At 61.7% G+C, this 13,291-nt stretch carries 9 protein-coding genes and 1 pseudogene; 4 read left to right on the plus strand and 6 right to left on the minus strand.

The features are described from left to right. Nucleotides 1-35: 35 nt before the first annotated feature. The 4 genes and pseudogenes from XI03_RS36150 (at nucleotide 36) to XI03_RS36165 (ending at nucleotide 2,541) form a co-directional block, all read left to right on the plus strand. Nucleotides 36-257 (plus strand): ChaB family protein, encoded by a 222-nt coding sequence (locus XI03_RS36150; RefSeq protein WP_271594771.1) that lies wholly within the window; start codon nucleotides 36-38, stop codon nucleotides 255-257. A gap of 500 nt (nucleotides 258-757) precedes the next feature. Beyond that, nucleotides 758-1,468, plus strand: a pseudogene (gene istA, locus XI03_RS36155) (IS21 family transposase); the annotation flags it as partial. A 9-nt stretch (nucleotides 1,469-1,477) separates the two neighbouring features. Then, nucleotides 1,478-2,158 carry a sensor histidine kinase gene (locus tag XI03_RS36160; protein ID WP_271594825.1) on the plus strand — a complete coding sequence of 227 codons (681 nt, stop codon included), beginning with the start codon at nucleotides 1,478-1,480 and terminating at the stop codon, nucleotides 2,156-2,158. A gap of 17 nt (nucleotides 2,159-2,175) precedes the next feature. Next, nucleotides 2,176-2,541, plus strand: a complete 366-nt coding sequence (locus XI03_RS36165) for a response regulator (RefSeq protein ID WP_271594772.1) — start codon at nucleotides 2,176-2,178, stop codon at nucleotides 2,539-2,541. A 593-nt stretch (nucleotides 2,542-3,134) separates the two neighbouring features. Here XI03_RS36165 and XI03_RS36170 read toward each other — a convergent pair. The 6 genes from XI03_RS36170 to XI03_RS36195 all read right to left on the minus strand — a co-directional run bounded on the left by XI03_RS36170 (nucleotide 3,135) and on the right by XI03_RS36195 (nucleotide 13,255). Next, nucleotides 3,135-5,240, minus strand: a complete 2,106-nt coding sequence (locus XI03_RS36170) for a tetratricopeptide repeat protein (RefSeq protein WP_442869785.1) — start codon at nucleotides 5,238-5,240, stop codon at nucleotides 3,135-3,137. Between the two features lie 370 nt (nucleotides 5,241-5,610). Then, nucleotides 5,611-5,880, minus strand: a complete 270-nt coding sequence (locus XI03_RS36175; protein ID WP_271594774.1) for a hypothetical protein — start codon at nucleotides 5,878-5,880, stop codon at nucleotides 5,611-5,613. A 60-nt stretch (nucleotides 5,881-5,940) separates the two neighbouring features. Continuing rightward, a complete protein-coding gene (locus XI03_RS36180; RefSeq protein ID WP_271594775.1) occupies nucleotides 5,941-6,390 on the minus strand; it encodes a hypothetical protein in 450 nt (149 codons plus the stop codon). After that, nucleotides 6,387-7,895, minus strand: coding sequence for a DUF1254 domain-containing protein (locus tag XI03_RS36185; RefSeq protein WP_271594776.1), 1,509 nt, complete (start codon nucleotides 7,893-7,895; stop codon nucleotides 6,387-6,389). The genes XI03_RS36180 and XI03_RS36185 overlap by 4 nt, the downstream gene beginning before the upstream one ends. Before the next feature lie 41 nt (nucleotides 7,896-7,936). Next, nucleotides 7,937-10,486 carry an arylsulfatase gene (locus tag XI03_RS36190; protein WP_271594777.1) on the minus strand — a complete coding sequence of 850 codons (2,550 nt, stop codon included), beginning with the start codon at nucleotides 10,484-10,486 and terminating at the stop codon, nucleotides 7,937-7,939. A gap of 87 nt (nucleotides 10,487-10,573) precedes the next feature. After that, entirely contained in the window at nucleotides 10,574-13,255 is a 2,682-nt protein-coding gene (locus XI03_RS36195) for an arylsulfatase (protein ID WP_271594778.1), read from the minus strand. Between the last annotated feature and the right edge of the window lie 36 nt (nucleotides 13,256-13,291).

The raw sequence follows: 13,291 nt of genomic DNA on the forward strand, positions 1-13,291 counted from the left end.
TTCCGCCCGGCAATCCCTTTTCGGGGTGGATCAAGATGCCCTACCGATCGAACAAAGATCTTCCGCCGGCAGTGCGACACCACCTGCCGCCCCATGCCATGGACATCTATCGGCAGGCATTCAATCATTCGTTCGCCACTCACGCCGATGACGTTCGCCAGGAAGAGATAGCACACCGAACGGCTTGGGCCGCTGTGAAGCGCTTGTACGTCAAAGACGGGGACGAATGGGTGCCGAAATTGTCGCGCACCTCATAAGACTGTACCATGGTCACCGGAATCATTGGACTTTCCCAGTCGGCGCACCTCATAAGTGCGTCGCGTGCCCATCATAAATTTGTCTTTCGCGGGCCTTTGCACCTCATAAGATTGTCCTTTTAATTCGGAAAATCGACAACAAAAACTCGATCCATTTGGGCGGCCTCTGGTACGTCAGAAAATCATCGACGGCCTGCACAGCGGAAACTTCAAAGTCTCACCCACGGGCCTCTAAAGCCGTTTTAGGGGTAAGTTGCGGCGGGCGGTTAGAAAAGTCCGCGATTCTGCTCGAAATGGTCTGTTCGTGTGCGAAACGCCCGTGCGAGGGCGATCTGTTGCTGCGAGCGGGAGTTTTGGGTCTGTCGCGATGTCATCGGGCGTCTGCTTGTTATTCGGCCTGCAATATTGACCCCCTAAGCCGGGGGATCGGCGTCCAAAATTGACCCCCTACAGGTTGGTCTGTTGCGCTGCCTGCTTTGGAATGAAGCAGGTGGTCGGGGATGCTGATCGTGGAGACGATTGCGCGGATTCGGCGCGAGCACTTCATCAAGGGCAAGACGATCAAGGAGATCGCCCGCGATCTGAAGGTCTCGCGGAACACGGTTCGGAAGGTGCTGAGGTCGGGAGAGACCTCCTTCGAGTACGAGCGGCAGGTGCAGCCGCGACCAAAGCTGGGACGATGGGCAGTAGAGCTTGAAGGTTTGCTGGCGGCGAACGCGGCTAAATCGGCTCGTGAACAACTGACGTTGATCCGGATCTTCGAGGAGCTGCGCGGCCGCGGCTACGACGGCGGTTACGATGCGGTGCGGCGTTACGCCAGGCGCTGGAGCAAGGAACGCGGGCAATCGACCGCAGCCGCTTATGTCCCGCTGAGTTTTGCCCCCGGCGAAGCCTATCAGTTCGACTGGAGCCACGAGGTCGTCCTGCTGAGCGGCACCACGGTGATGGTGAAGGCCGCCCATGTTCGGCTCTGTCACAGTCGCATGCTGTTCGTGCGGGCCTATCCGCGGGAGACGCAGGAGATGGTGTTTGACGCCCACGACCGGGCGTTCGCCCTGTTCAAAGGCACCTGCACCCGCGGCATCTACGACAACATGAAGACCGCCGTAGAGACGATCTTCGTCGGTAAAGGGCGTCTCTACAATCGCCGCTTCCCCCGGTCTACCGCCGTCGTCGGCTACGAAGTGGCAGCCAATTTTCCCACCATCGGGCCGCGAACGATGCTGGTCAGCGCCCGTCGGCTGGTTCATCCCGATAATAATAGCACCAGCGTTCTGATCCTGTTTGAGGACGTGACCGACAGGCGGCATGGCGAAGCCCAAAGAGACATTCTCCTCGCGGAAACGCGCCACCGGATGAAAAACATTTTGGCAATCGTGCGCTCTCTTGCAAATCAGACCGAGGTGGAAGGCCGGTCAGCGAAGGAGTATCGCGATTCCTTCTTGGGACGGTTCCAAGCCGTTGCCGAAGCGGAGAGCCTCGCGCTGGCCGGCAGCACCGAAGCCGATCTGAGTGTTCTGATCGAACAGGCATTGAAGCCCGCGGGTCTAGAGCGATATCGGGTTGTCGCCGGGCCGGCAGTACTTCTCAAGCCGCGCCAGGTCGTGCCGATGAGCCTCATTCTGCATGAGCTCGTCACCAATGCCTGGAAGTATGGAGCGCTCTCCAAGCCCGGAGGCCTTGTAAACCTGGGCTGGCGAACGTCGGAGGAGCAGGGCACAACCGTCCTCCACATCGATTGGCGAGAGGAAAACGGTCCTCCCGTCACGCCGCCAACTCGCTCCGGCTTCGGCTCCAGGCTGATCGATCTCAGCGCCGTGCAGGGCCTACGCGGCACCGTGGAACTGAAGTATGAGCCGAGCGGTTTAAGAGTTCACATCGCCGCGCCTGTGGAGTCTTGAAGCCCCGGGGACACATTGTGAATGACGCTCCCCGAATATTGGTGGTCGAAGACGAATACCTCATCGCATTGGAGCTCGACACCGAACTGAGGGCGGCCGGATACCACGTAATCGGCCCAGCCTCGGACATAGATGGCGCTTTGGATTTGTTGAAGACTGAACGGCCCGACGCCGCCGTCCTCGATGTGAACTTGGCTGGAGAATGGATCACCCCCGTCGCGGAAACGCTGCGGGCGATGGCGGTGCCGTTTATCCTTGCCAGCGGCTACGCTGCTGCCGACCTCAAAGCCCATCCGGCTCTGCGAGATGCCGTCAACGTCGGAAAATCCTGGAGGTCCGAATTTCTCCTCAAGGCCCTTCGAAGCGTCCTAGATGGGACGTGAGGACACCGCCAAGGGTTAGGACCGTAGACCCCTTTACTTCCGCTGGAGAGCGCGCGCCGGCACCATCAGGCCGCCCGGGTGTTCCATTGTCGCTTCTGGCTGAGGAGCGCGTATCTTCCGAAGAAGCACTGACGAGATTGCACGTTTTCAGGACCCGTACTTTTTCGCTGTGGAGGCTGGCCAAAAAGCACGGCGTTCAAATCGCAGCGATGAAAACTATGCTCGACCGTGCCGGTGTCGCACCGGCCTTCGAGGGGGTCTATGCCAGATTATACCGGATCGCAGACGTCACTGGACTGTCGACGGGCGTCCTCTCGCGGCCGCCGAGCGGGGCCCCCGGACTGGCGTCTTCGCGTTCTGGCCCGGCGCTCTCCCGAAAGCGGAATTCGGCCCGTCGGCAGAAGGGCCCCTAAGAGCGGCGCCAGACGCGGCAAGCGAAAGTAGTCGCGGACGATGGCTCAGCAAGCTCCTTGGCCTCGTTCTGCCGACGAGAGCGCGATTTCAGGCCGATCGTGGACCAATGGGCAACCGACAGCGGCCGTCAGGCGTTTTCCGAGATCCCGCTACTGAAGGCGCCGAGTCATGCCTTGCTTTTAACGCTTTAGCTCTCTGATCAGGTCGGCCAGGTGTGAATCGTTAGGCATAAGCTGCGCCAGCCGCTCGGCATATTCGAGCGCGGCCGCCTTGTCCCCCTTCTCTCGGCTGAACGAAATCCCTGCCGAGAGCAGATCAAGATTATCGGGGTGGGTACGGAAGCTCTCTTTCAGTACCGCCAGGGCATCGTCGCGACGACCGGCGGAATGGAGCCCGACCGCGTAGACGTAGGCGTAACGGGCCTGCTGAGGGTCGAGAACGGTCGCTTGCTGCAGTTCATCGAGCGCCGCTTCGTTGCGTTTTTGGCGCACCAGCGTCAAGCCTAGGGCGTGATGGAGCGCAGCGTTCTGCGGCGATGCCACTACAGCCCCACGCAGTACCTGCTCGCCGTCACTGTCCCGTCCGAGCTCTCGGTACAGGTCGGACAGGTTGATGGCGGCGCCCGCGAAGGATGGATCGAGCCGGAGCGCGGCCCGATACTCGCTCTCCGCCTCGGCAGCGTTGGCCTGGCGCGCGAAGAAGCTGCCGAGTGCGGTGCGCGCATCCGGCCGATCCGCGTTCAGCCTCTGCGCGGTCACGAACTCGGCTGCCGCCTGCGCAAACCTGTCGCGATCGAGGGCGGGCCGCCGGGCTGAGGGGACGGAGGCCAGGATTTCCGCCGCCCGGATCCGGACGCCACGCACAGGGTCGATCAACCGCGGAGAGGCAAGCCCCCATAGCTGTTCGGCCGGAATGCCTTCCATGGCATCAAGGGCCCCGAGCCGCACAAGCGGATCCGGATCGGAGAGTCCGCGGCGGATGAGGTCGACGTCGGGTCTCGGGAGCTCGGCCAGCGCACTGGCACGGACGATGCCGGGAGCGTCGCTCGATCCGGCGATCGCGGCGAGCAGTTCTTGTCCGGCGGCGGCTTCGCTCCAGGCCGCATGGAATGCGGACGCATAGGTCTGATAGCCCCGCCGCTGCGGGCCGAACCAGATTTCGACCTGCTGCGCGGCCCATGCGGAGGACCGGTCGCGGTGGCAATCGTTGCACGCATTCGGGGTCCCTAGCTGCACCGACAGGTCCGGGCGGGGGATACGGAATCCATGGTCGTGGCGGCGGTCGACGACCATGTAGCGGCGCTCCGGCATGTGGCAGGCGCCGCAGCTCGGCGGCGGCGAGACATCGCCGTGGTGCCGGTGGGTAGGCGATTCATACCGGGCGGGTGCGTGGCACTGCGCGCAGACGACATCGCCGGGCGCCTTCAGGGCGGCACTGTGCGGGTCGTGGCAATCGCTGCAGGTCACGCCCTTGGCGAACATCTTGCTCTGCTTAAACGGGGCGTAGTTGTAGGTCTCCTCGTCGTCGCGCATCTGGCCGTCGGCGTGGAAGCGCTGCCGGTCGAGCAACGAGACCCGGTGAGTTTCCGAGAGCGGCCCTCCTGGCGTCCAGCCTTCCGAAAGCTGGCCGCGGCGCGCATGGCAGCGTCCGCAGGTCTCGACCTCCTTGCGCAGCGCCGGCGCGGGCACGCTACGTACCAGACTCGATGTCCCGGCGTCAGCCGACCAGGTGATGCCCGTGCGCTCATCGAACCTGACGAGGAGGCCGTCGTCGCCCTCGCGGGCTGCGGACTTCCGGTGCGCCCAAGCAACATGCCGCGACCCTGCGCCGTGGCAAGCCTCGCAGCCGACGCTGATCTCCGAGAACGTGGTCGCGAAGCTATTCTTGCCGGCGTCGTAGTTCTTGTGCACGTCGGTCGAGTGGCACTCGGCACACATGAAATTCCAGTTCTGGTTCAGCTTCGTCCAGTGCAAAGGATCTTCGTGGGTGATCGCGCCATCGGGATAGAGATGAAGCCAGCGCTGGCCGCCCTGCTCTTTCGGCCGTGTGTCCCATGCGATAGACAAGGCCTGCACACGGCCGTCCGGAAATTCGATCAGATATTGCTGCAGCGGATCGACGCCGAAGGTGTATTTCACCTCGAACGTGGCGATCTTGCCGTCCGGTCCGTCGGTCTCGATCAGAAACGTCCTATCCTTGCGGAAGAACCGTGTCCGCGTGCCGGCATAGTCGAAGGTTGCACCATTGAAATCCCCACGCACGGACTGCTCGGTGGCATGATCCATGGCGTGACGGTGCTGGGAGCTCTGCCAAAGCTTCGCTTCCGTCGCGTGGCACCCGCTGCAGGTCTGGCTGCCGACGAAGCTCGGCGCCGCCGCGTGCGACGGGATCGGAGAATCCGGTCTCGCGAACCAGTAGAACGCGCCGGCAGCCACAAGAGCCAACAAGCCGAAACCGATCGCCGGTCCGCTTCGCTTGCGCGCGACGGGTTGAGGCCGTTGCGGCGTCTCAGACGGCGACGCCGGCCGCGGGCTTGCCGGGGGTTTCTGACGCTTGCGGTTCTTTCCGGAGCCTTTTGCCACGTCCGTCTGCCGATCCGAGCGCCTTACCTTATGCGGGTTCTTGGTCGGGAAAGAGGTTTGACGTGCAGTCGCATTATCGAAGCGGCTCGACCTTGGCCGCCATGTCCGGCGCGCGGCTGATCCTATAGGTCGCGTTGCTGCACTTGAGCACCCAAACCCCGCGATCGGGCTTTGATCGTCGCCGGTCGACGGTGGCGCTGAGCGCCTTGTCGCAGACGAAGCCTTGCGAGCGGATCTGTACTCCGAGCATGGACTGCAGGGTTTCCTGAACGGTCTCGGCACGGGAAGTCGTCGATCCAACCATCGTGCCTGCCAGCACCAGCAAACTGAGTGTCTTGTACATGTCGCTTTCCAATATCGCGAGGGACCTGCAGTCGTGCAGGAACAACCGTCAAGCTCCAGTTCAACCGCTAAATCGAGAAGTCTTCGCCGTCTCCCAGTCTCTCATCCCACGCCATGAGCGACCGAGGAGGAAGGAGAAGATCGCGTGCAGCGCGACCGCCGGCCACAGCATAATGCCCGTCAACTGGCCCCCGATGCCAACATAAGCAAGGTAGATCGCCGCCAGCATGTTGTAGAGCAGTAGCGCACGAATGGATGACGTCAGGCTGCTCGCAGTGGCCGATGGCCAGGTAGCGAGCGTCAATCCGAGCAAAGCAATAGCCGTCAACCGGCCGAGCGCCATGCCGGCGTCGGAGAATTCGGCACCGAACACCAACCACGCGAACCATGATGGCCGAACGAACAGAACAAGACCGGTAGCCGCGGCCTCCGCGGCCGCGGCTACAACCGTCCATCTCGTCGCAGACCGTTGTTCAGCCACGTCGAAACTCTCCGCCCAGACGAAACTCATCCCACCCGCTTGATCGGCGGAATCTTGTAGCTGCCATCAAGCAACGGCTTGCTCGGCTGATACACGCGCATGGTCAGGTTGAACGGAAGGCTCGGCGGGCATGGCAGCCAGTTCGTCTCTTTGTCGGCACCGGGCGTTTGAGCCTGGATGTAGATATCCAGCGAACCATCCGCGTTGTACTTGAGCGGCATTCCCGAAAGAATTCCGTAGCGGTTGATCGCGTTCCGCACGTAGAAATTCTCGCGATAGGGCGAAACGGACCAGACGCCGCTGGCTGAGGGCGGAAACTCATCCTTCCCGAAATGCAGAACGTACTTGGCGGCGCCGTCCAGGACGTTTCCGTCGCCATCGACCAATACGCTTGGGTAGACGCAATCATCCGACGTCAATGCGCCGAGTCCGAACCAGGCGATAAGCGCGCGGGTGCTATAGTCAGTGCCGTATCTGCCGATATTGAGGATGTTGAGCCAGCCGTTCACTGCCGGCGTGTCATAAGGCGCCGTCGCAAATTTCAACCAGACCTCCGGCGGAGCGGCGTTAAGTCCCTTGATGATGGCACGATCCAGCTTGCCAGCATCAAACTCCTTGCCGGGCTCGATGCCGAATTTCTTGAGTTTCTCCAGTATCCCGGCATCGGCGGCATACGGTGGATTGTCCTTCAAGAGGGTTGCCAGGCGCTTGAAGAACATTTCCCCGGTCATCAACCGCACCTGGTCGTAGGGCGTCGCGGTGAGGTCCACGGCCGGATTGATCGGCACATCGCTGGGCGGGGTGTAGGGCTTGCCCCATGCACTGAGCGGCGTGATCATGAGTTGATCCTGCAGCGCATTGATTTCCGGGAAGTCTTGCGGTCCAGCGGCCGACATTTGCACCAGCAGCCACGCAAAACGTGTCGGGCACCGATAAACTTCCTTGATGTCCGACGGGGTCGTGCCGTTCCATTTCGGTCCGGCGACGAGGAATTTCCCGGCACCTGAACCTGTCGTGCGGCTGCCGATCGATCCGAAATCGTCGGTCCACATGTTCATGAGCTGCAGCACGATGTAGCGCCCCTTTGTATCGGGGTGCGACGCGACGAGTGGCTCCTTGTCGAGATCGAGGATGGCGAACGACCACACCGAGTTGACACTCACCCGCACAACATCCTTGAAATCCGGGCTGACATAGCCCCTCATTCGACCGAACTGATTGATCGGCGCCTTGTATTCGCCGGACTTCGACGTCGCCGTCATCACGCCATTGGTTACGTCCATCAAGACGAGCGGGAAGCCATAGACGTAGCATTCCATGCCAAGCAGATATGCGACTTCTTCCTTCACGTCATCGGGTAGGTCCTTCAGCTCTCCCAACTCTCCCTTCAGGAATTGCCCCAGCTTGTCGGCCCGCCCCTCCGCCGCGCCCGACCGCGGCAGCGTAGCGGCTGCACCCAGCGCGATGGCTCCCAGACCCAGATCGCGGCGCCGCAGGCTGATCGACTTCATCCAATGGTTATCGGCGATGCTCATGGCTATCTCCTTCATGTGCGCGATGCGGGCGTTGTCAGTTGTCACTTTGCCTTCGGAGCCCGCAACGGCGAGGAGCCTGGCTTCGGTCCGTCGATAGGATCAGGCTCCGGAGCGGGCGTGGCACCGAGTTCTGCCTTGACCTGTGCGGTGTCCTTGCGCTCCGGTTCGACCTTGAACGTCAGCCTGTCGATCTTGCCGGTGAATTTGAACGGAGGGTCGTAGCGATACTCGATCATCGCAACGCCCGTGCGGCTGTCCATGCCGACGTCGAATGTCTCGTCCTCCGGGAATGTGACCGGCGTGCCGTGTTCGATGGACTTCCTGTCGACCTCCTTGCCGTCCACGGAGAGCACACCTGTGCCACCCTTGCCCAGGCCCGGACCATCGGACTTGAAGTCGAAGACGATGGTGTGCTTGCCGGCGCCGAGCTCCGGCCCCGACCAGATCGTGCGCTTGAGGTTGAGGAGGTTGTAGAGGAACACCGGCTTGCCGGAGCGAAAACCGGCCACACCCTTACTCAGAAACAGGCCGTAGCCTCCGAAGCGCCCACCTTCCGTGACGATCATGCCTTCCGCACCGCCCTTGGGAATCGTGACCTCGGCGGTGATGGTGTAGGACTTGTTCAGGATGCTCGGCGCAGCACTGGCTGGCACGCCACTTAGTTCGCCCGTATAGGTGAAGACCGTGCGTCCGGCCGTGAGACTCGGGCGCGGTGCATTCCAGCGCGGCAGTGTCGTGTTATCGAGCGGCAGTACGTTGTACTTCTTGGCCTCAACATCGAAGATGGCCTGTAACTCCTTGACCTTCTCCGGCATCTGCGCGGCGAGGTCGTTGTACTGGGTGGGGTCTTCCTTGACGTTGTACAGCTCCCACTTGTAGCCGGTGATGACGTCCGGCGCAGGGGCGCTGCTCAGCTCCCACGGGAGGGTTATCGGCGTAGTGGATGCCATCCACCCATCGTGATAGATGCCGCGATTGCCCAGCATCTCGAAATATTGCGTCGTGTGCCGGGTCGGCGCGTTGGCGTTGGCCTTGTCCCACGTATACGCCATGCTCACCCCTTCGATGGGACTTTGCTTGATGCCGTTCACGATCTCGGGCTGGGCAATGCCGGTTGCTTCCAGGATGGTCGGAACGATATCGATAACGTGGTGGAATTGAGGGCGGATGCCGCCGACGTCGTTGATGTGGCCGGGCCAGGAAATGGCCATGCCCTGAGCGGTTCCGCCGAAATGCGACGGCACCTGCTTCACCCACTTGAACGGCGTGCTCATCGCCCAAGCCCAAGGCGCGGCAAAGTGCGGGAATGTCTTGTCAGACCCCCAGAAAGGATACCAGAGGTACTGGGCCTTCACCGGCACCGGGACGCCATTGAAGGTGGTGAACTCGTTCGGCGTGCCGTTGAGCATGCCTTCGGCGCTCGCGCCGTTGTCGCCGCTGATATAGATGATCAGGGTGTTGTCGAGCTGACCCAGGTCTTCGACGGCCTGGATGACCCGGCCGATTTCGTTGTCGGTATAGGCGAGGTAAGCGCCATAGACATCGGCCTGCTTGATGTAGAGCTTCTTCTCCGCCTCGCCGATTGAATCCCATTGTGGCAATTCTTTCGGCCACGGCGTCAGCTTGGCGTGGTCGGGCATGATGCCCAGTCGCTTCTGATTGGCGAAGATGGTCTCGCGCAGCTTGTTCCACCCGCCATCGAACAAATGCATGTCGCCGATCTTCTTGATCCATTCCGGCGTCGGATGATGTGGGGAATGCGTGCCGCCGGGTACGTAATAGACAAAGAACGGCTTGTCGGGCGCGATCTCCTTCAGTTGCTTCATGTGCTGGATGGCATCGTCCGCCATCGCGGTCGTCAGATTCCAGCCGGGATTGTCCTGGAACGGATAGATCGCCGTCGTATTGCGGAACAGGTTTGGTTGCCACTGACTGGCGTCGCCGCCGACGAAACCATAGAAATACTCGAAGCCCATGCCGGTGGGCCATTGATTGAACGGTCCGGCCTGGCTCGATTGGAATGAAGGGGTATTGTGGTTCTTGCCGAACCACGAAGTGGCGTAGCCATTTTCCTTCAGGATCGTACCAATGGTGCCTTTGTCGATCGGGATGATCGTGTCGTAACCCGGATACCCGGTTGCCAGTTCGCCCACCACACCTGTACCCACCGAGTGATGGTTGCGTCCCGTGATGATGGCGGCCCGCGTCGGTGAACAAAGCGCCGTCGAGTGGAAATTGGTGTAGCGCAGCCCCCGCGCAGCGATACGATCGAGCGCCGGTGTGGGGACCACGCCTCCAAACGTCCCCGGCGCTCCGAAGCCGGCATCGTCCGTCATGATCAGCAGCACGTTCGGCGCGCCTTTCGGCGGCACGACGCGCGGTTGCCACCAAGGTGTCGACTCCGAGGCCTTCTCCTTGATGACCCCGCCGAATTTCGGGTCGGGCGGCGGAAGCTGATCGCCGGGAATTGTGATCGTCGCACCAGGAGCACCGATTGGTGCTGCGGTCTGTGATGCCTGCTGTGCAAATGTCGTCGCGGACACGAGCGATGATGCCAACGCGAGAATTGCAAATAGCTTGCAGATATTCATTGCAAAATCCTCATGGGTAACAAAGTTCACTCTGATGGTGCAAAGTCTATTGCGGGACCGCTCGAGGCGGCCCCGCCGCGTCAGGAATCACTGCTGGACGCATTCCTGGACGAACTTGATACGCTCCACCATGCCGAGATCCTTCGCCTCCGCCTGCTTGCGGCAGCCTTCGCGCTTGTCGATCCGCAACTGGATCTTGTCGACGAGGCTCAGGCCGACGGTGCCGACTTGGGGCTCGGCGGAGGCCGTCTTGCCAGGATCGGCCGTAGGGCCATCGCCAGCCTCGCGCGCGGCCTCCTGCAACCGCTTGACGTCGTCCGGGCTCAGCTTGGGCCGGTCGATGTCCAGCGTGAGCTTGTTGAGCTTGCCGGTGAAGGCGAACGGCGCCTGATAATCGTTGTCGTCAACCGGGGTGCCGGTGTCGGAGCCGATGTCGAACGCCTCATCCCATTGCAGGATGAAAGGAAGCGTATGCTCCATCTTCTCCGTCGCCACGACGTTGCCGTCGACCTTTAGCGTTCCCGTACCGCCCTGTCCGATGCCGCTGTAGTTGCCGAACACCATCGTGCCCGCGCCGAGGCCGTCATACTTGAAGGCGAACTCGATCACATGCTTGCCGGGCGTCAGTTCAGCGCCCTCCCAGCGCACCCTCTTGAGGTCGACGAGGTTCCAGGTGAAGACGGGCTTGTTCTTCAGGACATAGAAGCCGTAGCCGCCGAAACGGCCGCCTTGGGTCACCAGCATACCCTCGGCGCCGCCCTGGGGAATCTCCACGTCGGCCTTGAAGACATAGGACGCGTTAAGCAGGCTGGGCGCATCGCCGTTTGGCAATCCGGTCATCGGACGCGACCAGGCGAAGCTGGTGCGGCCGGCACTGAGGCTCGGGCGCGGCGTGATCATACGGGTCGCTACCGACGAGTCGAGCGGCAGCACCTGATATTTCTCCGCCTCCTTCCAGAACAGTGCCTGGAGCTCCTTCAGCTTGTCCGGATATTTGGCCGCGACGTCCTCATACTGCGTCCAGTCGTTGCGCAGGTCGTACAGTTCCCAAGGATAGTCACCGGGAGCCGGCAGCTTGGCAATCGTCACCCACGGCGGCCGTAGCACCTTGGTGCTCGCGATCCAGCCATCATTGTAGATCGCGCGATCGGCGAACATCTCGAAATACTGCGTCCTGTGCGTCGTCGGCGCGTTCGCGTTCTTGGCATCGAACGTGTACATCATGCTGACACCCTCGATGGGGCTCTGCTTGATGCCGTCGACGGTGTCCGGCGCCTTGATCTTCGACGCCTCGAGAATCGTCGGCACGACGTCGATGACGTGATGGAACTGGGCGCGGATGCCGCCCTTGTCCGTGATGACTGCCGGCCAGGAGATTGCCATCCCCTGGCGCGTGCCACCGAAATGCGAGACGATCTGCTTGGTCCAGGAGAACGGCGTGTCGAACGCCCACGCCCAGCCGATCGACATGTGGTTGTAGGTCCGGTCGGTGCCCCAGACGTCGTAGAAGTATTTGAGCTGGTCATCCACCGACGGGTTGATCTGGTTGAACATCGCCACTTCGTTCGGCGTGCCGTTAGGCTGGCCCTCCGCACTGGTGCCGTTGTCGCCCTCGATGTAGATGATCAACGTGTTGTCGAGCTTGCCGAGGTCGTCGATCGACTGGATCACCCGGCCGATCTCGTTGTCGGCATAGGCGACGAAGGCGGCGAATACGTCCGCCTGCCGGATGAACAGCTTCTTCTCGTCTGCCGAAAGCTGATCCCATTCCTTGATCAGGTCTTTCGGCCATGGGGTCATCTTCGCATTCTGCGGAATGACGCCGAGCCGCTTCTGGTTCTCGAAGATCGTGTCGCGCAGCTTGTTCCAGCCCTGGTCGAACAGGTGCAGGTCGCTGATCTTCTTGACCCACTCCTTGGTCGGATGGTGCGGGGCATGGGTCGCGCCGGGCGCGAACTTGATGAAGAATGGCGTATCGGGCGCCAGCGCGTTCATGCGGTTGACGTAATCGATCGCGTCGTCCGCCATCGCCGTCATCAGGTTCCAGCCGGGCTTGCCGACGTAGGGGTGGATCGGCGTGGTGTTGCGGACGAGGTTGCCGGGCTCCCACTGGTTGGTGTCGCCGCCCATGAAGCCATAGAAATATTCAAAGCCCATGCCGGTCGGCCATTGGTCGAACGGGCCGGCCTGGCTCGCCTGATATTCCGGGGTATTGTGGTTCTTGCCGAACCAGGCGGTGTGATAGCCGTTGTCGGTGAGAATGCGGCCGATCGTGGCCTTGTCCTTGGTGATGATGCTGTCGTACCCCGGATAGCCGGTTGCCTGCTCGGCGATCACACCGTAGCCGACCGAGTGATGATTGCGCCCGGTGATGAGCGCCGCGCGCGTCGGCGAGCACAGCGCAGTCGAATGGAAGTTGGTGTAGCGCAAGCCATTCTGCGCGATGCGATCAAGGGCGGGTGTTGGAATCACCCCGCCGAACGTGCTCGGCACGCCATAGCCGGCATCGTCGGTGATGATCAGCAGGACGTTCGGTGCGCCTTTCGGCGGCACCACACGCGACGGCCAATAGGGTTTTGAGTCCTTGGCATCGCGTTCGATCTTGCCGCCGAACTTTTGGGGCGGAGGCGGAAGCTGATCGCCAGGAATGGTAATGGTTGCGGCCGGCGCGCCCGGCGCAGGCGTGGTCGTTTGTGCTTGCTGTCCAATTGCGGGCGCTGACAAAGCTGACGTCAGGATCAGCACGGCAAAGGTCTTGCGAAAATTCATTGCAAAATTCCTCCGTGATGCGTGCACGCGAGAGCT

This window comes from Bradyrhizobium sp. CCBAU 65884 (genome assembly GCF_028128835.1).
Lineage (GTDB): Bacteria > Pseudomonadota > Alphaproteobacteria > Rhizobiales > Xanthobacteraceae > Bradyrhizobium > Bradyrhizobium ottawaense.

Coding starts and splice junctions, on each gene's coding strand:
- XI03_RS36195 (WP_271594778.1), bottom strand. CDS start 13,255: ATGAATTTTCGCAAGACCTTTGCCGTGCTGATCCTGACGTCAGCTTTG.
- XI03_RS36175 (WP_271594774.1), bottom strand. CDS start 5,880: ATGTACAAGACACTCAGTTTGCTGGTGCTGGCAGGCACGATGGTTGGA.
- XI03_RS36170 (WP_442869785.1), bottom strand. CDS start 5,240: ATGGATCATGCCACCGAGCAGTCCGTGCGTGGGGATTTCAATGGTGCA.
- XI03_RS36190 (WP_271594777.1), bottom strand. CDS start 10,486: ATGAATATCTGCAAGCTATTTGCAATTCTCGCGTTGGCATCATCGCTC.
- XI03_RS36180 (WP_271594775.1), bottom strand. CDS start 6,390: ATGAGTTTCGTCTGGGCGGAGAGTTTCGACGTGGCTGAACAACGGTCT.
- XI03_RS36150 (WP_271594771.1), top strand. CDS start 36: ATGCCCTACCGATCGAACAAAGATCTTCCGCCGGCAGTGCGACACCAC.
- XI03_RS36185 (WP_271594776.1), bottom strand. CDS start 7,895: ATGAGCATCGCCGATAACCATTGGATGAAGTCGATCAGCCTGCGGCGC.
- XI03_RS36160 (WP_271594825.1), top strand. CDS start 1,478: ATGCTGGTCAGCGCCCGTCGGCTGGTTCATCCCGATAATAATAGCACC.